Here is a 22,748-nt window from a genome sequence, read left to right as displayed (position 1 = left end):
CGTTGTTGCGGGCCGTCCTGATCGCCATGTAGAGATTCGCAAACCTCGGCGGCGGATACAACCCCTTCAGGAAAGTTTTTTTTGATTCCTCAGTGTCGACTGGGTCACAGCCGTACTTCCATGGGGTGGACCCTGGCCTAAACGTTCGAGTGAAAGGACTTTAGGCCCTTCTACTCACACAATCACACGCAGTGCACGGCGTACGCCTGTGAACGTCACGCTCGTCCGTAGCCCCAAGTGGTCGCCGTCCATCTGAAGGGGCAGGGGCACCTTCGAATGCAAGGTGAAGTCCGTGAGGTCGTGGAGCGTAACCGCGTGCTTACCGTGCGGTCCGCGGTCCGGCGTCGACGTCAGGAGCTGGGTGCCGTAACGGGCCACCGCGGCCGTCGAGAGCTTCTTCAGGCCCAGCACGTCCAGGCCCGTGTCGAAGGAGGCCTGCGGGGACGCGTACAACGGGCGATTGCCCAGGTAGGAGTAGGGAGAGGTGTTGCACACTATCGACATCACCAGGTCGCTCACCGGGTCCTCGCCGGGCCGCTCCAGGGTGATCATTCCGTGCCTGCGGTGCGGCTCGTCCAGGAACTGGCGGAGGACCTGGCGCACATAGAGGGCATGCGTCGAGCGCCGGCCGAGCTCGCGCTGCTGTTCGACTCTGCCCACCACGCCGCCGTCGAAGCCGAGCCCCGCACAGAACGTGAACCAGCGCGAGGGCACCGCCTCGTCCTCCGTGCCCGGCGTGCCGCCCGCGATGCCGAGGCCGACCGTGCGCTCGCTCCCCTCGCGCAGGGCGTCCAGGAGGGCGCCGGTGGCCTCCACGGCATCGTTCGGCAGTCCGAGAGCGCGCGCGAAGACGTTGGTGGAACCGCCGGGGACGACGGCCAGGCGCGGGAGGCGCTCGGGATCGGGCCCGTCGTGCAGCAGGCCGTTGACGACCTCGTTGACCGTGCCGTCGCCGCCGAGGGCGACGATCAGCTCGATGTCCTTGCTGTCCGCGGCCTGCCGGCCGAGGTCTCTGGCGTGCCCGCGGTACTCGGTGGTGACCGCGTCCAGCTTCATCTCGCTCGCGAGGGCGTGGACCAGCACATCACGCGTACGCGCACTGGTGGTGGTTGCCGCCGGGTTGACCACGAGGAGTGCACGCATGCGCAGCAGACTACCTAGCGGTCTTTACCCGGCCTAGACCGAGGTGCCGGGGCGGGGGTGCCCGGAGCTACCCTGCAAGGGTGAGTACTGAGCGGAAAACCACCCCCGAAACCCCCGAGGCGCCCGCGCCGGGCCCGCGGCCCACGCGGGTGACCGCCGCCGCGGCCCTGGTGGCGCTGGAGGGCCTCGCGCTCCTCGTGGGGGGTGTGTACATGCTTGCGATGGGTCTTGCGGGATCGCCCGACGATCCGAAGCAGGCCGAGACGGGCGGCGTCACGCTGATCGTCCTCGCGCTGCTTCCGCTGCTCGCCGCGCGCGGGCTGATGAAGCTGCGGCGCTGGAGCCGCGGGCCCGCGATCATCACCCAGATCATGGCGCTTCCGGTGGCCTGGCAGCTGCTGCAGGCCGACAGTGCGGCGATCCCCGCCGGTATCGTCCTCGCCCTCGCGGCCGTCGCCTCGCTGGTGCTTCTGATCCATCCTGCGACGACCGAAGCCCTCGGGATCCAGGGCCCCGGCAACGTCCAGGACCAGAAGTAACGCCGACTACGGAGAGCGACCACACTCCCATTACGGTGAGTGACTACTGCTGACTACTCCTCGACGAGCAGCTTCTCCCGCAGCTGCGCGAGGGTGCGTGCCAGCAGGCGGGAGACGTGCATCTGGGAGATGCCGACCTCCTGCGCGATCTGCGACTGCGTCATGTTGCCGAAGAAGCGCAGCAGCAGGATGCGCTTCTCGCGCGGGGGCAGGTCCTCCAGGAGCGGCTTGAGCGACTCGCGGTACTCGACGCCCTCCAGGGCCTCGTCCTCGGCGCCCAGGGTGTCCGCGACGGCCGGCGACTCGTCGTCCGTGTCCGGGACGTCCAAGGAGAGTGTGGAGTACGCGTTCGCCGACTCAAGGCCCTCCAGGACCTCCTCTTCGGAGATGGCCAGCTTCTCCGCCAGCTCATGCACCGTGGGGGAGCGGCCGTGCAGCTGGGACAGCTCGGCGGTCGCCGTCGTCAGCGAGAGCCGCAGCTCCTGAAGGCGCCGCGGGACGCGGACCGCCCACCCCTTGTCGCGGAAGTGCCGCTTGATCTCGCCGACGACCGTCGGCGTCGCGTACGTGGAGAACTCCACGCCGCGCTCCGGGTCGAAGCGGTCCACGGACTTGATCAGGCCGATGGTGGCGACCTGGGTGAGGTCGTCGAGCGGCTCGCCGCGGTTGCGGAAGCGGCGGGCCAGGTGCTCGACGAGCGGCAGGTGCATGCGGACCAGCTGATTGCGCAGCTCCGCGTACTCCCGACTGCCGTCCGGCAGGGAGCGCAACTCGACGAACATCGCGCGTGCGCCGCTGCGGTCCTGCGGATCGTGCCGACCGTGCCCGTGCTCGCTCATGTTTCCCACCCGTCGCGCGCCGCCCCGGCCGGAGAGCTGCTTGGGCTCGTCCTTGGCGGTCGGCTCTGCCTGCTCCGACACATCGGCCACCCTCGGCGGAGCCGAATGCTCCGGCTCCTGGGGGTGCGGTTTGGCCTGCTGCTCGGGGATTCCGGTGGTCATACGGCGCGTCCCCTCCCTGCCGCCGGCGGGCAGACTCTGTGTGCCGCGCTCTTCGTCCCGCACCTGCCCGTCCCCGTTCCTCACGCCGGCCCGGGTCCCGCGCCGCGCTTCTTGTAGAGGCTGATCGAGACGGTGTTGTCCTCGGCGACGGTGGAGTCGACCTGGCCCGCGAGGGCCGAAAGCACCGTCCAGGCGAAGGTGTCCCGCTCCGGGGCCCGGCCGTCGGTCGTGGGTGCCGAGACCGTCACCTCCAACGAGTCGTCGACGAGTCGGAAGACGCAGCTGAGCACGGAGCCCGGCACGGCCTGCTGGAGCAGGATCGCGCAGGCCTCGTCGACCGCGATGCGGAGGTCCTCGATCTCGTCGAGTGTGAAGTCCAAGCGCGCCGCGAGGCCGGCCGTCGCCGTCCGCAGCACAGACAGGTAGGCACCCGCAGCCGGAAGGCGGACCTCCACGAAGTCCTGATTCCCGGGCTCGCCTGCGATCTGGGACACCCTCACCTCCAAGGTGGTACAAGCACTTTCGGGGCTCCCGGACCGCTGTCCTGCGGTGGTCCGGACTGCGTCACACGGGTAACGCGCCACGTCTTTCAGCGGTGACGCTACCGCGCTCCCCAGATCCGTGTCCCGGGGACCCCGCCCGATGCTGTCACTCATAGTAAGCCTATGAGTACGGACAGTGGCTAGGGGTCGCGCAGGCCCAATTGGAAAGAACGGGCGCCGGGTTGACGTACCCAGGCGTCAGACGATCGAACCGTCCACGAAGCACCAACGCCAGCTCTCTCCCGGCTCGAAGGTCCTCATCACTGGGTGTGAGGTCTCCTTGAAGTGCGCCGTCGCGTGCTGGAAGGGCGAGGAATCACAGCAGCCCACATGCCCGCACTCCAGACACAGCCGCAACTGCACGGGATGGCTGCCGGCCGCCTGGCACTCGAGGCACGTTTCGCTCAGCGGGGACACCTCGGGGTGCGGCAGCGCGGCGACGTGCGGGCACTCGTTCATGATTGCCAGGTTACGACGGGAACGCGGAGGGCGGAGGGGTCTGCCGATGGATGTACTGCCCCTGGTGGCACTGATCGCGGCGAGCGCCGTGGTGGCGGGGGCCGCACGCAGGACCCCCGTGCCGGCGCCGCTGCTCCTGGTCGGGGTCGGGCTCATCGCCTCGTACGTCCCCGGAGTGCCCGAGTACCACCTCGACCCGCACATCGTGCTGCCGCTGATCCTGCCCCCGCTGCTGCACACGGCCGCCCTGGAGAGCTCCTACCTGGACCTGCGCGCCAACCTCAGACCCGTCGCGCTGCTCTCGGTCGGCTACGTCCTGTTCGCCACGCTCGCCGTCGGCTGGCTCACGTACCTGCTCATCCCCGACCTGCCGCTGACCGCCGCGCTCGTCCTCGGCGCCGTCATCGCGCCGCCCGACGCGGTCGCCGCTACCGCCATCGCGCGCAGAGTGGGGCTTCCCTCGCGGATCACCACGATCCTGCAGGGCGAGTCCCTGGTGAACGACGCGACCGCGATCACCGCCTACAAGGTCGCCCTCGCGGCGGCGGTCGGCGAGGGCGCGAGCTGGTCGGGCGGCGTCCGGGAGTTCCTGATGGCCGCCGTCGGCGGGGTCGGGGTCGGGCTGCTCCTCATGGTGCCGATCCACTGGCTGCGCACCCACCTGAAGGAGGCGATGCTGCAGAACACGCTGTCGCTGCTCATCCCCTTCGTCGCCTACGCGGCCGCGGAACAGGTCGGCGCCTCCGGAGTGCTCGCCGTCGTCGTGGTCGCCCTCTACCTGGGGCACCGCTCCTGGCAGGTCGACTTCGAGACGCGGCTCCAGGAGGCCGCGGTGTGGAAGGTCGTCGCGTTCATCCTGGAGTCGGCGGTCTTCGCGCTCATCGGGCTGCAACTGCCCGTCGTCCTCAAGGGGCTCGGCGAGTACAGCGTGGGCCAGGCGATCTGGTACGCGCTCGGGGTCTTCGTCTTCGTGGTGGCCGCGCGGTTCGTGTGGTCGTATCCGGCGACGTATCTGCCGCGCGGCGTATCGGCCCGCATCAGGGAGCGCGAGAGCGACCTGGACTGGCGGCGTCCGCTGATCGTCAGCTGGGCGGGGATGCGCGGCGTGGTCTCGCTCGCCATCGCCTTCTCGATCCCGCTCGTCATGGACGACGGCGAGCCCTTCCCGGCACGCAATCTTGTCCTGTTTCTGACGTTCACCACGGTGATCGGCACGCTCGTCGTGCAGGGGCTCTCGCTGCCGTGGCTGATCCGCGTCCTGAAACTGCCCGGCCGCGACGCGCAGGCGGAGACACTCGCCGAGGCGCAGGCGCAGAACGCTGCCTCACAGGCCGCGGAGGAGCGGCTGGGGGAACTCATGCAGGACGAGCGCAATCGCCTGCCACAGCCCCTCCAGGACCGTCTGAGCACGGTTCTGGAGCGGCGCCGCAATTCCGTGTGGGAGCGACTCGGTCAACCCAACCCGGTGACGGGGGAGTCGGCGGACGACACCTACCGCCGCCTCGCGCGCGAGGCGATCGCCGCCGAGCGCGAGGTGTTCGTGAGGATGCGGGACGAGCGGCGCATCGACGACGAGATGATGCGGACGCTGCTGCGCAAGCTGGACCTGGAGGAGGCGGCCGCCCACCGGGAGATCGAGGACTGAGCGGAAGATCGAGGACCGAGCCGGTTAGATACGGCCCGTGTCGGTGGTTTCCGCGGCGTCCTCGCGCGCGCCGGTGATGACGGCGGTGAGGCGGGTACCGGGGCGGAAGGCGCCCTCTTCGGAGAGGGCCGTCAGGGCGTACAGGAGTTTGGCGACGTAGAGACGCTCTACGGAGAGGCCGTTCGCGCGGCCGTGCCGGTCCTCGAAGTCCTCGGCGAAGGCGATGAGTTCGGGCGGGGTACGGGCGTAGCCGCCGCAGTGGAAGCGCTCGTCCAGACGCCAGTTGGCGGTGGGCTCGCCGAACGCGAGGCGCTGCAGGGCCGCCGTGTCGGCGCCCAGGAAGCCGCCCTTGAGGACGGGTATGCCGAGCGCCTGCCGGTCGGGGCCGAGGCCGGCGGCCAGACCCGCGAGGGTGCCACCGGTGCCGCACGCCACGGCCGCCACGTCGGTGTGCTCCCGCAACTCCTCGCCGAGGGCCGTACAGCCCCGTACCGCAAGGGCGTTGCTGCCGCCTTCAGGGATCACGTACGCGGCCCCGGCGTCCGCCGCGCGCAGGAGCGCCGCGAGGGTCTCCGGATCGCTCTTGCGCCGGTAGGTGGCCCGGTCGACGAAGTGCAGCCGCATCCCGTCGGCGACGCAGCGCGTCAGGGACGGGTTCAGGGGGCGGTCGGCGAGTTCGTCGCCGCGGACGACGCCGATCGTGGCGAATCCGAGGAGACGGCCCGCGGCGGCGGTGGCGCGCAGATGGTTGGAGTAGGCGCCGCCGAAGGTGACGAGGGTGTCGTGGCCGGCGTCGGCCGCCGCCCGCAGGTTCAGGACCAGCTTGCGGTACTTGTTGCCCGGCAGGTCGGGGTGGATCAGGTCGTCCCGCTTGAGCAGCAGACGTACGCCGCGGCGGGCGAAGCGGTCGTCCGCTATGGGCTGCAGCGGGGACGGCAGCCGGGGGCGCAGGCCGACGGGCGGGGTGGGGCACACCCCGCCATTGTCTCCCGGGCCGTGCCACCCGGCAGCGAAGCCTTGCGCCGGCGGCTTTCCGGCGCCTCCCGGGCCTACTTGAGGCGCTCCCCGATGCGGTCGCGCATCCAGTCCATCGTGAACCCGCGCGGGTCGATCTTGCCCGGCTGCCACTCCAGGTGGCCGATCACGGAGCGCTCGGTCCAGCCGTGGACGCGGCAGACCGCGGCCGAGACTCTCTCGATGGCGTCCAGCTGCTCGTCCGGCCACGGATCGTCGCCGTCGCCGAGGTTCTCGCACTCGAAGCCGTAGAAGTGGCGGTTGCCGTCGGTGTTCGCCTCGTTGTCCGGCGGCAGCCGCTTCTCGGCGACGACCGCGCGGAGCACGTCGTCGTCGCCGAGGCCCGCGTGGTTGGCGCGGCCGTAACCGACCAGATGGACCCGGCCGTCCTTGGTGATGACGCCGTGGCAGAGCGGCCCCGGGAGGGCCTCGGAGCCGTCGCGGCAGAGCTCGACCGTCTCTTCGCTGCCCGACGTCACGGTGTGGTGGATCATCACGCCGTTGACGGGGCCCCAGGGGCCTTTGTGGTTGCGGTTGTGATGCTCCCAGTCGCCGACCTCGACGACGGTCACGCCTTCGTCCCGCAGGGCGTTCAGGAATGTGCTCGCGGACATGGGTGGGGACATGACCGACTCCTCTGCAAGGCGCGACGGCCGCCGGTCGCGGACCGCCTCGTACGCCCTGCTTGTACCGGAACTCCGGTGCCGTCACCAGCTGTTCGGCAGCAATCCGAGGCCTGTTCGGGCACCGTGCGAGCCGATCCGGTCAGGCGCCGTGCAGAAAACCGTCGCCGTTCGCCGCGACGTGGGCCTCCACGGCCTGCAGCGCCTGCTGGGTGGCCTGCGCGGTTCCGGTGCCCCGGCGCTCCGCGTAGTAGGCGGCGCCGAGCTTTTTCAGGAGGGCGTCGCCGGCGCGCTTCTCCTGCACCTCGTCGATCTTCTGCTTGCCCTGGTTGAGGCCCCGCTGGGCCTGCTCTTTGGCGCGATCCAGGAAGCCTGCCATTGCTCTCTCCTGCCGTTGGTGCCGAGGGTGCGGGCGGTACGGATACCCCCGCATGGGATGGAACGGTTGTACAGATCCGGGAGTTCCCGGGCATTTCGCGGCGCCCCGTCCGGCCACCGTGCCACGGGCGCGCTGCCCACGCTGCCCTAGGTGGTGAGTCTGCGCATCAGGCGCACCCCCTGGGCGGGCTTCATGTGCGGCAGGTAGGCCTTGCCGATCGCCCGGGTGATGCTGGGCAGGGCCGCCGGGTCCGGGTAGCACATGTACATGGGCCGGTACTGGGGCTGGAACTTGGCCTTGAAATTGAGCAGCGAGCGGAATCCGTAGACCGGTTCCAGGGTGCGGCCCGCGTAGTCCAGCAGGCGCTGCAGCGCGGCGGGCGGTTCGGCGGTGTCGGAGCGGGCGAACGGCGCTCCGGAGAGGCTGAGGAACTGCGCGCCCTCCTCCTTGAAGCCGAGCGCGGCGGACGCGATCAGGAACTCCATCGAGCCGCGGAACCCGTCGGAGCGGCGCCGCATGAAGTCCAGGGTCCAGCCCACCGGCGCGACGGGCGCGCTGTCCGCGGCCGCGCCGGAGTCTCCGTAGACGGGCATCCAGCTCGTGATGCCGTGCACCGTGCGGTCCCCGTCGACCGCCAGGAGACATCGCACATGGGGGTCGTCCAGTTCGTCGAGTCCGCCGAGCGTGAAGCCCATCTCCGGGAGGCCCTTGTCCGCGACCCACTCCTCGGAGATCGAGCGGATCTGGTCCGTGAGCGCGATGGGCGCCTGCGGGAAGGTGTGCCACTCCGCGGTGATGCCCTCCTTCTTGGCCTTGTTCAGGGCCGTGCGGACGTCCTGCCACTTCTTGCCGGTGAAGGCCAGCTCCGGCAGCGGTACGACGGTGTCCTCGGCGACCTGTACCGAGCTCCAGCCCAGGGCGTCCGTACGGGCCTTGGCGTCGGCGGTCACGCTGTAGAAGCAGGGGGTCCAGCCGCGCCGGTCGCAGTAGGCGGCGAATCCGTCGATCGCCTCCCCGCGCGCGGACGGCTCCCCGAAGGGGTCACCTGTGGTGAGCGCGACCGTGGAGTGCACGCGGTAGGCGACCGCGGCCCGGCCGTCCGCCGAGAACCAGTAGTGGTTGCCGGGCCACGTCGTCAGATACGAGAGCGTGGAGCCGCCGTGCGCGGCGAGCAGGGCACGCGCGCGGGCGGCCGCGTCGGCGTCGGCGCGCATCAGGGGCCGCCGGAGCGCCACGAAGAGGGTGACCAGGCCGACCACCCAGAACAGCATCCCGCAGTACTCGTACAGGGACAGCGCGGTGCCGCCGACCGGGATGGGGGCCTGGCCGCGGAAGAAGAACGGTTCGTAGCTGGGCGGCAGGAACTGGGTGGGGAGCCCCGCGACCAACTTCCAGAACCTCGCGTCGGGCGTGAACTGGTCGCGCACGGCGTAACCGATGCCCACGTACGCGGCACAGGCCAGCAGCAGCGTGCCGCCGACGGTCCCCGCGAGCCAGGTCACAGTGGTGCGCGACAGGCGCTGGTCGAAGAGACGGCGGGCGAGGAACAGCAGCACCAGCACGAGCAGCGGCAGCAGCATCTGTTCGGCGACCGACTGGATCATGGCCGCCTTCTGGTCGGACAGGTCGCTGCCCTCAAGGACGTACTGGTCCGGATGCGAGGCGATGTCACTCAGCAGGAAGGCCATGAGGCCCAGCCACACCAGCTGTGCGGCCACCGTGATCCGCCACGCAGGCCGCAGTCCGCGGCGCAGTCCGTCGGCGAGCACGAACAGCAGCAGCGGGATGGCGACGCCCATGAGCATCGCGGGAGAGCCGTAGAAGCGGTCCTGGGCGCGGATGCGGGCGCAGCCCGCGCTGTCCGGCCGGACACAGGCATCCGCGACGTCCTGCGGGCTCGGTCCCCCGGACACGTACAGATCGAGGACGTTGAAGGGGCCGAAGGAGTCCTTGTAGAGCGTCGCGACGAGGGGACCGATGGCGGAGGCGGCCACCACGAGCGCCACCAGGACCCGGCCCTCGGAGTGCGAGGCGTGTGGCATCCGCAGACGATGCGTGTGCCGGTGCGCGAAGGCGCCGAGCCCGAGGCCCACGACGACGCCGCCGAGCCGCAGGACGCCTTGGAGGTGACCGACGTACAGCGCCAGCATCAGCGGGAACACGATCAGGCACAGCTGCAGCCTGCGCCGCCACAGAGCGTCGAGCCGGAAGCTGAGAAAGGCACCGAGGGCGCAGGCGCCGATCCCGGGCGTCGCCGTCAACTGGCCCGAGAGGTCGCGCAGCCAGTCGTCGCCGCCCAGCGCGCCCAGCTTGACCACGCCGGTGCCGAGCAGCGAGCCGAGCACCTGTCCGAGGAACAGGACGAGGGCGGTGCGTGCGGACCCCATGCGCTGCTCGGCGGCGGAGCCGAGGAGCAGCAACAGCAGGGTGGAGCCGATGTAGTTGCCGATGCCCGGACACCACAGGATCGAGGTGAGGGGCGTCCACCACCGGCCGTCGGCGAGGGCCGGCACCCCCACGCCGATGTCGTCCAAGAGCGTCGTGGAGGGGCCGGAGCCGAGGCTCCCGGTGAGGGCGCCCACGGCCCACAGCGCCACCACGACGAACACGGTCACCGGCGCCCGGCGAACCGGTTCGAACGCTCTGCCGACCGCGTGCAGCCAGCGCACCGGGCCGCGCTCGCCCGGCGGCGCGAGCGGAGTCGACGGCTCCGGCTCTCGCGCACCGGCATCGGCGGCCTCGGGGGTGGTCATCTCCCGAGCCCACCAGGCTGCCACACCCGGCACACCCCGGGTTGCGCCGAACGAGTGGAAACGCGCCTACTGCCCCGTCCGGAGGTGATCCATTCCCGCTCTTTTGTGTAATGGCGCGACCACGCTCCGTGCTGGAAGTGTGGGGGAAGCAGATCACCGCTGGGATCCGGGAGGGCAAAGCCAATGTCGGTAGGCGAAGAAGTCCGTACAGAGTCGGAGAAGCCGCAGCAGAGCCTCGGCACGTCCGCCGCGCGGAATCTGGCCACGACCACCAAATCCGCGCCACAGATGCAGGAGATCAGCTCCCGCTGGCTGCTGCGGATGCTCCCTTGGGTCCAGGTGCAGGGCGGTACGTACCGGGTGAACCGCAGGTTGAGCTACTCGGTGGGCGACGGCCGGGTGACCTTCGTGAAGACGGGGGACCGCGTGCAGGTCGTCCCGGCCGAGCTCGGAGAGCTCCCGGTGCTGCGGGACTTCGGCGACCACGAGGTGCTGGGGGAGCTGGCGCAGCGCTGCCAGCAGCGGGAGTTCGCCGCGGGAGAGGTGCTGACCTCCTTCGGCAGCCCGGCCGACGAGGTGTACCTGCTCGCGCACGGCCGCGTCGAGAAGATCGGCGCCGGCCCGTACGGCGACGACACGGTGCTCGAGACGCTCGCCGACGGCTCCTACTTCGGCGAACAGGCGCTCATCGACCCCGAGACCATCTGGGAGTACACCGCCCGCGCGGTCACCCCGTGCACGGTCCTCGCCCTGCCCCGACAGGACCTCGAACAGATCGCGGAGCGCAGCGACTCGCTGCGCGACCACCTCCAGCGGCTGCGGTCCATCCCGGCCCAGCGCACCAACAAGTTCGGCGAAGCACCCATCGACCTGTCGGCCGGCCATGTCGGCGAGGCCGTCCTGCCGGGCACCTTCGTGGACTACGAATCGTCCCCGCGTGAGTACGAACTGAGCGTGGCCCAGACCGTGCTGCGCATCCACACGCGCGTGGCCGACCTCTACAACCAGCCGATGAACCAGACCGAGCAGCAGTTGCGGCTGACCGTCGAGGCGCTCAAGGAGCGCCAGGAGCACGAACTGATCAACCACCGCGAGTTCGGTCTCCTCAACAACTGCGAGTACGACCAGCGGATCCAGCCCCACGACGGCGTCCCCAGCCCGGACGACATGGACGAACTGCTCAGCCGTCGGCGCGGATCCAAGCTCTTCCTCGCCCACCCGCGCGCCATCGCCGCGTTCGGACGCGAGCTCAACAAGCGGGGGCTCGTCCCCGAGACCATCGACATGGGCGGCAACAGGATCCCCACGTGGCGCGGTGTGCCGATCTTCCCGTGCAACAAGATCCCGGTCACCGAGGCCCGCACGACATCCATCATCTGCATGCGTACCGGGGAGGAGGAGCAGGGTGTCATCGGCCTGCGCCAGACCGGCATCCCGGACGAGATCGAGCCCAGCCTGTCCGTGCGGTTCATGGGCATCAGCGAGCAGGCGATCATCTCGTACCTGGTCTCCACCTACTACTCCGCGGCGGTGCTCGTGCCCGACGCGCTCGGCGTGCTGGAGAACGTAGAGATCGGCCGCTGGAGGTGAGCCGGCACCCGTGTCTCGGGGCGCGGCACGGGGTACACCCCACCCGTACGCGCCCGCAGCCCGAGGAACCGCCACCGTCCGCATCCTTCACGGGGTGAGTCCATGACGGACACGACGACGGACACGGCGGGAACAGTGGACGCGACGGAGCGGGCCCCGCTGCTCGGACCCGGTGAGCAGCACGAGGCTGTCGAGATCCTTGCGGCAGCGCGCCGGTACGTCGATCCCGAGCTGCGCAGGGCGATCGACTCGCTGCCCGGATCGTTGCGCCGGATCGCGCTCTACCACTTCGGGTGGGAGCACGCGGACGGCACACCGGCCGCGGGTAACGCGGGCAAGGCCATCCGGCCGGCGCTCGTGCTCACCGCGGTACGGGCGCTCGGCGGAGACCCGGCCATGGCCGTACGGGCCGCGGCGGCCGTGGAGTTGACCCACAACTTCACCCTCCTGCACGACGACGTGATGGACGGGGACACCACACGCAGGCACCGGCCCACCGTCTGGACCGTGTTCGGCGAGGCCGGAGCGATCCTGGCCGGCGACGCCCTGCAGGCACTGGCCCAGCAGCTGCTCGCCGAGGATCCCCACCCGGGGGCCTCGGAGGCGGCCGCCCGCCTCACCGCCTGTGTCGTGGAGCTCTGCGCGGGGCAGCTCGCGGACTGCGCGTTGGAGGACCGCAGCCCGGATGAGGTCACATTGGAGGAGTGCCTCGCCATGGCGGAGGCCAAGACAGGGGCACTCCTCGGCTGCGCCTGTGCGCTGGGGTCGGTGTATGCGGGGGCGGGTCGGGACGAGACCGAGGCGCTGGACGGGTTCGGCCGGGAGGCGGGCCTCGCCTTCCAGCTCATCGACGACGTCATCGGGATCTGGGGCGATCCCGGCCAGACCGGCAAGCCCGCGGGCGCCGACCTGGCGGCCCGCAAGAAGTCCCTGCCGGTCGTCGCGGCTTTGGCGTCGGGCACGCCGGCCGCGGCGGAACTCGCCGAGCTGTACGGACGGCTGCCCGGCACGTCGCGGGGTGAGAGGGCCGGGGGCGAGGGAGCGGGCGCCGACGCCCTGCAGGACGCGGCGCGGGTGGCCCGAGCCGTGGAGAACGCGGGCGGCCGGGACTGGGCGCAGGTGCATGCGGCCGACCGGATGTCCCGGGCGGTGGACCAGCTCGCCCGGGCGGTCCCGGACCCGGAATCGGCGGGAGGCCTGCTGGCGCTGGCGGAGTTCGTGACGCGACGTACGCACTGAGGGGGCGGTCGGGTGGGTTGGGGGTGGGGGTTGCTTTGGGGGTGAGGGGCGCGGGGTGAGGGGGTGGCGCTCTGCGGGGTGGTCCCGCTGAGGGGGTGAGGTTGCGGGCTGAAGGGAGGGAGAGGAGCGGGGGCGGAGAGTGGGTGGGCGAGGGGCTGGAGGGACTTGAGGGGGGAGGGCGCCGGGTGAGCCGGAGGAATGAGGGAGCCGGGGAAGTGACCGGGGGGGGCGAACTGTGGGTGAGAGAGGCGGAGGGGTGAGAGGGGGGGCACCGGTCGGGGGGCCGGGGCCTGCCCGCTCGGTTCGCGATCACTTACGCTGCAACCGACGTGTCGAGGCCAGGAGTTGTGTCTCCGGGGCTTGAAGGAAGGGGTGCGCGTCGTCGGAGGCGGTGAGCGGTAAGGGGCGGGCTGTGGGTGTGGCGATCCGGAGGGCCGGGGAGGGCGACCGCGAGGACGTGGTCCGGTTGCTGGATGTGGCGTTCATGGACGACCCCGTGAGCAGTTGGGTCTTTCCGGAGGAGGGGCGCCGGCGACGGATGCACGGTGGGCTGATGCGGGCGTTCTTCGACATCGCGCTCAGCGAGGGGTTCGTCGATGTCACCGAGGACGGGGCGGCCGTGGCGATGTGGTGGTCCGTGCCCGCGGGGATGACCGAGGCGGAGTCGCAGGGGGCGGGGGCTCATGAGGCGCATGGCGCGGGGGAGGGCGGGGAGGACGGGCCGGCGATGTTGCGTCAGATCGTCGATCCGGGTAACGAACGCGTGGAGCTGATCGGACGATTGACGGACGCGATCCACCCGACGGACCGGGCGCACGAGTATCTGCATCTCATCGCCGTGCATCCGGAACGGCAGGGGGAGGGGCTCGGCACCGAACTCGTCGCCGGTGTGCTCGAACGGTGCGACCGCGAAGGGCGGCACGCCTACTTGGAGGCGAGTAACTCGCGCAGCCGCGATCTGTACGCGCGCCTCGGCTTCACCTTCATGGGGACCACGCTCGACCTTCCCGACGGCCCTCGCATGTGGCCCATGTGGCGTGAGCCGCGGGCGTGAGGGGGGCGGGGGCGTTGGGCTGCCCGGGCCCCGGGCCCCTGGTCGGCGGAACCGGAATGTCCTGGAGTCACGGGCAGCGAAGGGCCACCCCATGGCCTGCGGCCCGGCCCCGGATCCGGCCCCGGCACAAGATGCTCGGGGCGTTCGTCCCCGTATGAGCCCCGGGCTGGGTGGTGTCGAGCGCCCCCGGTCGCGGTCACATTTCCAGCCACGGTCGCCTTCGCGGCCGTAGGCACATCCCGGGCGTGGTCACGTTTGCGGTAACGGGCCTGGCCGGGAGGGCGTCTCGTCCGGCGAGGGGAGCGGGTGGCTTCCGGCTGGCTCAAGGGTGTCGTTCGTTCGGGGTGGTGTCGGAGCGCGGCGGTAGGGTCCCTCGGATCGGTGGTGTGACCGTTCGGGAGGGGGGTTCGATGAGGGCACGGTGGGGTGTACTCGCTCTGGCGGGTGGGGTGTTGGCGGGGTGCGGCGTGGGGTCCGGTACGGAAGCGGACGAGGCCTCGTTGCCCGCGTACGCGCGGGGGCCCGGGGTGCCGCGCGTGCGAAGTGCGGGGGACTTGCCTGAACTTCCCCTCGACCGATACCAGTTCAGCCCCAGGGACGGTGAACGGCTGGAGCGGGCTCGGAACCTGTTGCAGCAGCGGTGCATGCGGGACTTCGGGTTCGACGACTTCCCGCTCGAACCCGATACGTGGGGCAAGTTCCGGATGGCGGAGACCTTTACGTCGTGGGCGTGGATGGAGTCTCCGTACGGGAGGCTCGATCTCGACCAGGCCCGACGTTGGGGGTACGGGTTCGACCCGGAGCGTGCCAAGGCCGAGGAGGCGGAGTTGATGCCGAAGGGTCGGGAGGTGACCGAGCGGGAGGAGCCGGTGCTGAACGGGGTCGGGGCGGGGGAGAGTGGGCCCTCGGTGGTGCACGGGCGGAAGGTCCCGAAGGGCGGCTGTTCCGCCGAGGCGAAGCGGCGCTTCGGGGCGGGGGTCGGCGGTGCGGAAGATCCATCCAGCTACGTCGTCCTGCGCACCGCAGAGATCGACAAGGTCGTGGCCAGAGATGAGCGGGTCCGCAAGGCGTTCGGTGACTGGTCGCGTTGTGTCGAGGACAAAGGCTTCAAGGGGTACGGGAGTCCGGCGCGGGCGGCGGGCGACAAGGCGTGGCGTGAGGGGCGCAAGGACGGCAATACGCGCCGTACGCAGAGGGAGTTGGGGACGGCCGTTGCCGACGTCGAGTGCAACCGGAAGCTGAACGTCGCCGGTGTGTGGTGGGCGGTCAGCAACGAGAAGCAGCGGGAGGACCTGCGCCGTCACAAATCCCGTTATGAGGCCGTGCGCAAGGGGCAGGACCGGTTGCGGGCCGAGGTGCGTGAGGTGCTCGGCGCGGCGTGAGGCCGTGGGGCCGTGGGCAGGGCTCCGTGCAGGTGGGGCCCGGGTGGCAAGTGTCAGCCGTCCCCATGCGGGTGGAGGAGAGCGGCGTGAGGCTGCGGGTCGGACGGATGGGGCTCCGCAGGTGGGGAGGCGGGCGGCCGGCGTCCCGTGGGGGTGGAGGGGGCAGGCCGCAGGCGTTCCGGGGGTGCGTGATAGACACGGGGGATGACGAGCCGTGGCCGGGCGTTCGACGCCGTACTGACTGACCTCGACGGCGTGATCCGCTTCTACGACATGGCGGAGCTGGAGGAGCTGGAACGCGCGGCCGGTCTGCCGCTCGGCAGCACGGCCGAGGTGGCCTTCCGGCCCGAGACGGACATGCCGTTGATGCGCGGGGAGATCACCAAGGAGCGGTGGATCGAGTCCGTCGCGGACGGGCTCGCCGACCGGGTGCCGCGGGCGTGCGGGCGCGAGCTCGGGACGACGCTGGCCGAGGCCAAGTTCCGGGCCGACGAGGTGGTGGTGGGCCTGCTCCGGCAGGTGCGCGCGGCCGGGCTGCCCGTCCTGCTCGTCACGAACGCGACGCCGTGGCTCGCCGACGATCTCGCCTTGCTCGGTCTGACCGGGCCGGAGGGGCTCCTGGATGACGTGATCAGCAGCGCGGACCTGGGCGTCGCCAAGCCGGACCGCCGGATGTACGAGACGGCGGCGGAGCGGGCCGGGGTCGAGGCCCACCGTTGCCTCTTCGTGGACGACCGCCAGGAGAACGTCGACGCTGCCGTCGAGCTGGGTATGACCGGCCTGCTCTACCGTGAGCCGGCGGACCTGCGCGAGGTGCTCGCCCCGTTGGTCTGACCACGGCTCGCCCCGCTGGCCTGATTGCGGCCTGCCGGGCCGGGCTCGTCTGACCGCACCCCGCCCCGCCCCGCCCCGGTTGGCCCCTCCGCTCCGACCGCAGCCTGCCTCGGCTGGTCCGACTGCGGCTGGCCCTCGCTGGTCCGACTGCGGCCGGCTCTCGCTGGTCTGGCTGCGGCTGGTCCCGCCGCTCCGGCCGCAGATCGCCCCGGCTGGTCTGACTGCGGTCGGCCCTCGCTGGTCTGACTGCGGCTGGCCCCGCCGCTCCGACCGCAGCTCGCCGCCGGGTGGTCCGACCACGGCAGGCCCCACTGCTTCCCCCTGCCGCCCCTGCCGCTCTGACCTCAGCCGATCCCACCGTTCCGGCCCCAGCCGATCTCACCGTTCCGACCCCACCGTTCCGACCTCAGCCGACCGCCGTTCCGACCTCAGCCGACCCCACCGCTCCGACCCCCAACCAACCCCACCGTTCCGACCCCGGCCGCCCCCCTCGCCCGGCCTCGGCAGAGAGGGGCCGGCCCTCAGCAGGAGTCCTCCAGGTATGTGCGGGCCATGGCCGCGGCGCCCGTGAGCCAGTCTGTGATCACCGCAAGCTCGTCCGCCGAGTACCGCGCGCAAAGATCGGTGAGCAGTGTCGCGTACGGGCCGTAGACGGCCTGTACCCGCTCGGCGGCGGACGGGACGGCCGTGACGAGGACGCGGCGCCGGTCGGTGGGGTCGGGTCCGCGTTCGACGAATCCGCCGCGCTCCAGGCGGTTGAGGATGCCGGTCACGGCGCCCGTCGTGACGTGGGCGCGGCCGGCCAGGTCGCCGGCGGTGACCGGTGCGTCCGCCTCCAGGACGTATGCGAAGCAGACCAGGTCCTTCACGCTCAAGTCGAGGTTGCGCGCCAGTTCTTGACGGCCGATCAGGTTCGTCGCCACGAGATCGTCGAGCGCACCGATGGCGTCCGCCGCGGAAGCGGCGGGGCGAGGCTGCGACGGCTTCCCTGGCACCTCCCGTACCTCCTGTGCCTCCCGCACCTCCCGCACCTCCCGCGCCTCCCGCGCCTCCTGTGCCCCCGGCGCCTCCACCCGTACCTCCCGTACCTCCCGACTCTCCCGCATTGAACTCCCTTAATGCCTAAGATAAATTCCTTACTCGCTAAGACATCTTACGGCGTGCGTGCGTGTGTCAGAAGGAGGCAGGAACATGAGTGGACTCCACGACGAGGGTCATACCGTCGCGGGGTGGGCGGGATCCCTCATCGCGATGCTCGGAACCGTGTCCGTCGGTGCGGGCGTCGTCGGCTGGCGCCCGGGGCTCTGGCTGGGGCTGGCCCTACTGGTGGCTGCGGCGCTCGTGGCCTGGGTCCTGCACCTGGCGGGATGGGGCAAGCCGCCGATGCCGCGCAGCCTCGACCAGCGGGTGTTCTCCTCACGGGACCTCTCCGCGCGTGCGGGGCACGTGAACTGCGTGGGGTGCCGACTGGCCGGCCGGTCGGTCCGGGGCGCCGAGGCCTCCTGACGGCCCGGGGTCACATGGTGGTGCGGCGCACCACATCGAGCGCCGGTGCGATCACGGTGAAGGCCCGGTCCGTCAGCAGGGCCGGGTCCTCCGCCCCGTCACCCGCGCTCCACCTCTGGAGCACGGCTCCGAAGGCGGACAGGGCGATGCGGGCCGCCAGTTGGGGGTAGAGATCGGTCCGCGGATCCAGGCCGAGGCGCCGGGCGAGTTCCTCGGCGAGTTCGTCGCCCCACTGCGCCTGGCGCTCCAGGAAGCGGGCGTGCAGGGCGGGGCTTTCGAGTATCAACTGGGTGACCCGCAGGGCCTGTTGGCCTGGTCCCGCGCAGGCGTTCACGGAGACCCAGACCGTGTGGCGCAGCGCCACCGACGGCGGTTCACCGGCCGGGCGCGAGGCCAGCTCCGCGCGCATGCCGGTGCCCACGTCGGCCAGCAGGTGGATGACCACGTCCTCCTTGGACGCGAAGTACCGGAAAAAGGTCCGCTTGGACACCCCCGCCACGGCCGCGATCTCGTCGGCCGTCACCGTGTCGAACCCCCTCCGTGCCAGCAGCCGCAGCGCGGCCGACGTCAGCTCGTCCGAGACGAGTTGGCGCTTGCGTTGGGCCAGGCTCACTTCCGGGTGGGTACTCACTGCCTCAGTGTACATTTCGTGCCCTTAATGGCATCAGGGGAACCAGTAGGCATTGCGAGAAGGTAAAGGCATGCAGAGAACTTCTTGACACCGAGTGCCACGTGGGGCAGCTTGTGTCGTATGAGTAATCAGCGTGGCTGGACCGCCGAGCAGATCCCTGACCAGAGCAAGCGCGTCGTCGTCGTCACCGGGGCCAACAGCGGCCTGGGGTTCGCGACCACCCAGGCCTTGGCGCGCAAGGGCGCGCGCGTGATCCTCGCGGTGCGGGACGAGGCCAAGGGGCGGGCCGCGGTCGAGCGGCTCACCGCCGAGATCCCGGGCGCCGCTCTCGAGGTGCGACGGGTCGACCTGGCGGACCTGGACTCCGTTCGCGCGTTCTCCGAGGGGCTGCACGCCGATCACGCGCGCCTGGACGTGCTCGTCAACAACGCCGGCCTGATGGCGCCGCCGAAGCGCCTGCTCAGCCCGCAGGGCCATGAGGTGCAGTTCGCCGCCAACCACCTTGGCCACTTCGCCCTCACCGGGCTGCTGCTCGACCTCCTGGAGGCCGGGGACGACCCGCGTGTGGTGACCGTGAGCTCGCCCAACCACCGCCAGGGCGACCTCTTCTTCGACGACATCAACGGCGAGCGCAAGTACTCGCCCATGGGCTACTACAACCAGTCGAAGCTGGCGAACGCCGTCTTCGGCTGGCAGCTCCACCAGAAGCTGACGGCGGCCGGGAGCCCGGTGCGCAGCCTGCTCGCGCACCCCGGCTACACCTCGACCAACCTTCAGACGAGCTCGCCCGCGGGCATGGTGAAGTTCCTGTTCGGGCGCCTGCTGCTGCCGCTCGCCCAGACCCCGGCCCAGGGCGCGCTGCCCACGCTCTTCGCGGCGACCGACCCGAGCGTGACGGGCGGTCAGTTCATCGGCCCCGACGGCATGGCCGAACTGCGCGGCGCGCCGAAGACGGTGGAGCTGGCGCCCCGGGCCTCGGACGCGGAGAGCGGCCGCAGGCTGTGGGATCTGTCGGAGGAGCTGACCTCCGTGCGCTTCGCGTTCCCGGCCGCCGCCTGACCCGCGGCGGACAAGGGCGGATGGCCTGCGGAGGGCAAGGGCGGATGGCCCGTGGCGGACAAGGGCGGATGACCTGCGGAGGGCGAGGGCGGATGACCCGCGGTAGGCGAAAGCGGATGACCGCGAAGGGTGGCCGAGGATGACCGCGACGACCGCCGGGAGCAGCGCCTGGATCCGCCGGTACCGGCCGGCCGAGCAGGCGCGCGCGAGGCTCCTGTGCCTGCCGCACGCCGGCGGCTCCGCTTCGTTCTACCTTCGGTTCGCCCGCGCGTTCGGGCCCGAGATCGACGTGCTGACGGTGCAGTACCCGGGGCGGCAGGACCGCTGGCGCGAGCCGTGCGTGGACTCCGTCACCGGTCTCGCCGACGCGCTGGTCGACGAGGTACTGCCGTGGGCCGACCGGCCGTTGGCGCTCTTCGGGCACAGCATGGGTGCGATGGTCGGGTACGAACTGGCCGTACGTCTGCAGGGCGCGGGGTCGCCGCCCCTGGCCGTGTTCGCCTCCGCGAGGCGCGCACCGTCCCGGCCGCGCGACAACCCCGCGCCCATCCACCTGCGCGACGACCGCGGCCTGATCGAGGAGTTGCGGGCGCTCAGCGGCACCGACGTCCGGGTCTTCGAGGACGAGGGGCTGCTGCGCAGGGCGCTGCCCGCGCTCCGCAGCGACTACAAGGCGGCCGAAACCTACCGGTACGTCCCCCGGCCCCCGCTGTCGGCGCCCATCCATGTGATCGTCGGCTCCGAGGACGGCCGGGTCACCCCGGACGAGGCGCGTGCCTGGGCCGACCACACGGAGGGCGGCTTCAGCATGGAGAGCCACCCCGGCGGGCACTTCTACCTCACCCAGCACCTGTCAAGTGTCGTCGACACCGTTTCCAGCCGGATTCTAGCGGGACTATTGCCGTGATCCAGCGGCGCTATTGCGGAATTCTGTTTATGATGTGACCTTGATCACGGAAAAATGTATTCCGGTAAACCGCCTTGTTTGAGCCAACCATCTTGTTAGGCTGAATTCGTCTTTCGGATGCGAGTCGTGCGAGATGGGGGAAAACATGGGGGACGTGGCCGAGATAGACATTGCCGACCTGCCGGCATATCCGTTCATTGGTCCGGACGACGATCCGTTCATCCCGGTCACGGGGTCGGACCTGGAACGGCTCGAAGGACCCGTCGGAAAGGTGAGGCTTCCGTTCGGGGGATGGGCGTGGCTCGTCTCCCGGCACGAGGACGTGCGGCAGCTGCTGCGCCACCCGGGCTTCAGCTCCGATCAGTACAAGCCCGGGTTCCCGGTGCTGAACCCGATCCCGCCCAAGCAGGACGACGCGTCGGGCCTGTTCATCTTCATGGACGGCGACGCGCACAGCCGGTTCCGCAAGATGCTGACCGCCGAGTTCATGATCAAGAACATTCGGCGGATCGAGCCGCTCATCGAGGAGACGGTCGTCGAGGCGCTCGACCGGATGAAGGACCTCGGCGCGCCCGTGGACCTGATGGCGGAGTTCGCGCTGCCCGTGCCGTCGATGACGATCTGTCACCTGCTCGGCGTTCCCTATGCCGACCACGACTTCTTCCAGGACCACAGCGGCGTGATCATGGACAGGAAGTCGGGCCCCGCGGAGGTCGAGGCGGCCCTCGGCGCGCTGGCCGGCCTCCTCGGCGACCTGGTCGACGCCAAGCGCAAGGACCCCGGGGAGGACCTCCTCAGCCGGCTCACGATCGAGCGCGTGGACACCGGCGAGCTGCGCAAGGACGAACTCGTCAGCCTGGCCATGCTCCTGCTGGTGGCAGGCCACGAGACCACCGCGAACATGATCGGCCTCTCGGCGCTGGTGCTTCTGCAGCACCCCGAGCACCTGGAGACCCTGCGCGAGGACCCGGCCCTGGCGCCGGGCATGGTCGAGGAGCTGCTGCGCTACCTCACCGTCGTACGCACCGGGCTGCCGCGCCTGGCCATGGAGGACGCGGAGATCGGCGGACAGCGGATCCGCGCCGGTGAGGGCGTCGTCGCGATGCTCGCGATGTCCAACCGCGACGCGTCGGTCTTCTCCGACCCGGACGTGTTCGACCCGCAGCGGCGCGAGGCGCACCGCCACATGGCGTTCGGCTTCGGTCTCCACCAGTGCATCGGCCAGCCGCTGGCCCGCGCGGAGCTGCGCGTGGCGCTCGTCGAACTGGCCCGCCGCTTCCCGAAGCTGCGCTCCGAACTCTCCCTCGCCGATGTCCCGCAGCGCCCCATGGCGGTGACGTTCGGCGTGGCCGAGCTGCCGGTGACGTGGTGACGCGATGACGATGCGGATCAAGGTCGACAGGAAGCTGTGCGCGGGCGCGGGCAACTGCGTGGCGACGGTCTCGGAAGTGTTCGACCAGGACGAGAAGGAGGGGCTGGTGCTGCTGCAGATCGCGGAGCCGCCCCAGGATCTGTACGAACTGGTCGAGACGGCCGCGCAGATGTGTCCGGTGGGTGCGATCGAGATCGAGGAGCGGGTGACCGCCTCTTCATGACGCCCTGCGCCCTCGCCGGGCCGGAGGCCGCAGCCCGCGTCGTCGGGGCGGCCGGTGCCCGTCGGATTCCGTCCGGCGGGCACCGGGCGCCGCTCCACGGAGGGCGGGGGCGCCGTCTCACGTTTGAGAAATCTAAATAGGTCGGTTTTCTTTTCGCCGGGTGAAATATCCCGCGCTGAAAAGAGGGTGCCGACCGACGGGGGGACTTCCAGTTGAACCGGGGAATTCAGGCACGAGTCATTATTTGCGATCCGCACCCTTATGCGCGTCTCGGCATCCGAAGATCGCTGGAGAAGGATCCCACTCTGTCCGTCGTCGCCGAGGTCGCCGAGCTCTCCGAGCTCCTTTCGGTGGCGGAATTGTACGATCCGGATGCCGTGGTCCTCGATGGACAACTGCACATCGGCCACGCCCAGGAACTCGCCGGTGTCGACGCCGCCCTGGTCGTCGTCGGGGACACGGAATCGGCAACCCGCTGGATCAGTCTCACGCAGGTGAACGTAGGTGCGCTGGTGCACTGCTACGACCCCGTGGAGGACCTCGCCGTGGCGGTCCGCAAGGCGGTCGACGGCGCCGGCTACGTCTCGCCGGGCCTCAGTGGGGCCCTGCTCAAGCTCACCCGGGCCATGGTCCCGCGCCATCTGTCGGCGGTGCCCACGCATGCGCCGCTCACCTCCCGCGAGTCCGAGGTGCTGCAACTGGTGCGCAGGGGGCTCGCGAACAAGGAGATCGCCCGGCGCCTCGGCCTGAGTGAGAAGACGATCAAATTCCACGTCTCCAATGTGCTCGCCAAGGCCCATGTGGCGTCCAGGGCTCAGCTGATCGCCCTGGCGCCGGCCATGTGATCACGGCG

At 70.6% G+C, this 22,748-nt stretch carries 23 protein-coding genes; 13 read left to right on the top strand and 10 right to left on the bottom strand.

Annotated features, from left to right (window positions below; genetic code table 11):
• Window positions 1-174: 174 nt before the first annotated feature.
• Complete coding sequence (locus tag ACFYO9_RS02615; RefSeq protein WP_358711618.1) at window positions 175-1,143, bottom strand: diacylglycerol kinase family protein; 969 nt, start codon at window positions 1,141-1,143, stop codon at window positions 175-177.
• A gap of 80 nt (window positions 1,144-1,223) precedes the next feature.
• On the opposite strand from ACFYO9_RS02615, the gene ACFYO9_RS02610 reads away from it, so the two are divergent.
• Window positions 1,224-1,682: a hypothetical protein gene (locus ACFYO9_RS02610; protein WP_358778397.1), complete on the top strand. Its 459-nt coding sequence runs from the start codon at window positions 1,224-1,226 to the stop codon at window positions 1,680-1,682.
• Between the two features lie 53 nt (window positions 1,683-1,735).
• Here ACFYO9_RS02610 and ACFYO9_RS02605 read toward each other — a convergent pair whose 3' ends face one another.
• From ACFYO9_RS02605 to ACFYO9_RS02595, 3 genes are all read right to left on the bottom strand, one after another.
• Complete coding sequence (locus ACFYO9_RS02605) at window positions 1,736-2,875, bottom strand: RNA polymerase sigma factor SigF (protein ID WP_388666000.1); 1,140 nt, start codon at window positions 2,873-2,875, stop codon at window positions 1,736-1,738.
• Window positions 2,764-3,177, bottom strand: coding sequence for an anti-sigma regulatory factor (locus ACFYO9_RS02600; protein WP_030780840.1), 414 nt, complete (start codon window positions 3,175-3,177; stop codon window positions 2,764-2,766). The genes ACFYO9_RS02605 and ACFYO9_RS02600 overlap by 112 nt, the downstream gene beginning before the upstream one ends.
• Before the next feature lie 246 nt (window positions 3,178-3,423).
• Complete coding sequence (locus ACFYO9_RS02595) at window positions 3,424-3,684, bottom strand: UBP-type zinc finger domain-containing protein (protein ID WP_355802944.1); 261 nt, start codon at window positions 3,682-3,684, stop codon at window positions 3,424-3,426.
• Between the two features lie 46 nt (window positions 3,685-3,730).
• Between ACFYO9_RS02595 and ACFYO9_RS02590 the strand changes: the two genes are divergently transcribed.
• Entirely contained in the window at window positions 3,731-5,329 is a 1,599-nt protein-coding gene (locus ACFYO9_RS02590; RefSeq protein ID WP_358778398.1) for a Na+/H+ antiporter, read from the top strand.
• Between the two features lie 24 nt (window positions 5,330-5,353).
• Here the strand turns inward: ACFYO9_RS02590 and ACFYO9_RS02585 are convergent, their stop codons facing one another.
• The 4 genes from ACFYO9_RS02585 to ACFYO9_RS02570 all read right to left on the bottom strand — a co-directional run bounded on the left by ACFYO9_RS02585 (window position 5,354) and on the right by ACFYO9_RS02570 (window position 10,098).
• Window positions 5,354-6,304 (bottom strand): pyridoxal-phosphate dependent enzyme, encoded by a 951-nt coding sequence (locus ACFYO9_RS02585; RefSeq protein ID WP_358778399.1) that lies wholly within the window; start codon window positions 6,302-6,304, stop codon window positions 5,354-5,356.
• Window positions 6,305-6,378: 74 nt separating this feature from the next.
• Complete coding sequence (locus tag ACFYO9_RS02580; RefSeq protein WP_355802938.1) at window positions 6,379-6,969, bottom strand: N-acetylmuramoyl-L-alanine amidase; 591 nt, start codon at window positions 6,967-6,969, stop codon at window positions 6,379-6,381.
• 139 nt (window positions 6,970-7,108) lie between these two features.
• The gene (locus ACFYO9_RS02575; protein ID WP_358711628.1) at window positions 7,109-7,345 is read right to left on the bottom strand and encodes a hypothetical protein; all 237 of its coding nucleotides are present in this window, start codon (window positions 7,343-7,345) and stop codon (window positions 7,109-7,111) included.
• A 146-nt stretch (window positions 7,346-7,491) separates the two neighbouring features.
• Entirely contained in the window at window positions 7,492-10,098 is a 2,607-nt protein-coding gene (locus tag ACFYO9_RS02570) for a DUF2156 domain-containing protein (RefSeq protein ID WP_358778400.1), read from the bottom strand.
• 183 nt (window positions 10,099-10,281) lie between these two features.
• Between ACFYO9_RS02570 and ACFYO9_RS02565 the strand changes: the two genes are divergently transcribed.
• From ACFYO9_RS02565 to ACFYO9_RS02545, 5 genes are all read left to right on the top strand, one after another.
• Window positions 10,282-11,688, top strand: coding sequence for a family 2B encapsulin nanocompartment shell protein (locus tag ACFYO9_RS02565; RefSeq protein ID WP_358778401.1), 1,407 nt, complete (start codon window positions 10,282-10,284; stop codon window positions 11,686-11,688).
• A gap of 102 nt (window positions 11,689-11,790) precedes the next feature.
• Complete coding sequence (locus ACFYO9_RS02560; protein ID WP_358778402.1) at window positions 11,791-12,927, top strand: family 2 encapsulin nanocompartment cargo protein polyprenyl transferase; 1,137 nt, start codon at window positions 11,791-11,793, stop codon at window positions 12,925-12,927.
• Between the two features lie 412 nt (window positions 12,928-13,339).
• On the top strand, window positions 13,340-13,981 hold the full coding sequence (locus ACFYO9_RS02555; protein WP_358778403.1) for a GNAT family N-acetyltransferase: 642 nt from the start codon (window positions 13,340-13,342) through the stop codon (window positions 13,979-13,981).
• 554 nt (window positions 13,982-14,535) lie between these two features.
• A complete protein-coding gene (locus ACFYO9_RS02550; protein WP_358778404.1) occupies window positions 14,536-15,363 on the top strand; it encodes a hypothetical protein in 828 nt (275 codons plus the stop codon).
• Window positions 15,364-15,567: 204 nt separating this feature from the next.
• The gene (locus ACFYO9_RS02545) at window positions 15,568-16,197 is read left to right on the top strand and encodes an HAD-IA family hydrolase (protein ID WP_358778405.1); all 630 of its coding nucleotides are present in this window, start codon (window positions 15,568-15,570) and stop codon (window positions 16,195-16,197) included.
• 521 nt (window positions 16,198-16,718) lie between these two features.
• On the opposite strand, the gene ACFYO9_RS02540 is transcribed toward ACFYO9_RS02545, so the two are convergent.
• On the bottom strand, window positions 16,719-17,192 hold the full coding sequence (locus ACFYO9_RS02540) for a MarR family winged helix-turn-helix transcriptional regulator (protein ID WP_388665997.1): 474 nt from the start codon (window positions 17,190-17,192) through the stop codon (window positions 16,719-16,721).
• A 196-nt stretch (window positions 17,193-17,388) separates the two neighbouring features.
• Between ACFYO9_RS02540 and ACFYO9_RS02535 the strand changes: the two genes are divergently transcribed.
• Complete coding sequence (locus tag ACFYO9_RS02535; RefSeq protein ID WP_358778407.1) at window positions 17,389-17,703, top strand: HGxxPAAW family protein; 315 nt, start codon at window positions 17,389-17,391, stop codon at window positions 17,701-17,703.
• A 10-nt stretch (window positions 17,704-17,713) separates the two neighbouring features.
• Here ACFYO9_RS02535 and ACFYO9_RS02530 read toward each other — a convergent pair whose 3' ends face one another.
• A complete protein-coding gene (locus tag ACFYO9_RS02530) occupies window positions 17,714-18,349 on the bottom strand; it encodes a TetR family transcriptional regulator (protein ID WP_355802918.1) in 636 nt (211 codons plus the stop codon).
• A gap of 105 nt (window positions 18,350-18,454) precedes the next feature.
• Here ACFYO9_RS02530 and ACFYO9_RS02525 point away from each other — a divergent pair, with 105 nt between their 5' ends.
• The 5 genes from ACFYO9_RS02525 (at window position 18,455) to ACFYO9_RS02505 (ending at window position 22,740) form a co-directional block, all read left to right on the top strand.
• Window positions 18,455-19,393 carry an oxidoreductase gene (locus ACFYO9_RS02525; RefSeq protein WP_358778408.1) on the top strand — a complete coding sequence of 313 codons (939 nt, stop codon included), beginning with the start codon at window positions 18,455-18,457 and terminating at the stop codon, window positions 19,391-19,393.
• Window positions 19,394-19,532: 139 nt separating this feature from the next.
• Window positions 19,533-20,300: an alpha/beta fold hydrolase gene (locus ACFYO9_RS02520; RefSeq protein WP_358778409.1), complete on the top strand. Its 768-nt coding sequence runs from the start codon at window positions 19,533-19,535 to the stop codon at window positions 20,298-20,300.
• Between the two features lie 145 nt (window positions 20,301-20,445).
• Window positions 20,446-21,672, top strand: coding sequence for a cytochrome P450 (locus tag ACFYO9_RS02515; RefSeq protein ID WP_358778410.1), 1,227 nt, complete (start codon window positions 20,446-20,448; stop codon window positions 21,670-21,672).
• A gap of 4 nt (window positions 21,673-21,676) precedes the next feature.
• The gene (locus ACFYO9_RS02510) at window positions 21,677-21,895 is read left to right on the top strand and encodes a ferredoxin (RefSeq protein ID WP_355802910.1); all 219 of its coding nucleotides are present in this window, start codon (window positions 21,677-21,679) and stop codon (window positions 21,893-21,895) included.
• Between the two features lie 377 nt (window positions 21,896-22,272).
• The gene (locus ACFYO9_RS02505) at window positions 22,273-22,740 is read left to right on the top strand and encodes a response regulator transcription factor (RefSeq protein WP_358778411.1); all 468 of its coding nucleotides are present in this window, start codon (window positions 22,273-22,275) and stop codon (window positions 22,738-22,740) included.
• Window positions 22,741-22,748: the final 8 nt, after the last annotated feature.

The organism is Streptomyces sp. NPDC005863 (assembly GCF_042871345.1).
GTDB lineage: Bacteria > Actinomycetota > Actinomycetes > Streptomycetales > Streptomycetaceae > Streptomyces.
The sequence above is the reverse complement of the archived record's forward strand: the minus strand, read 5'-3'. Positions and strand labels throughout refer to the sequence as shown.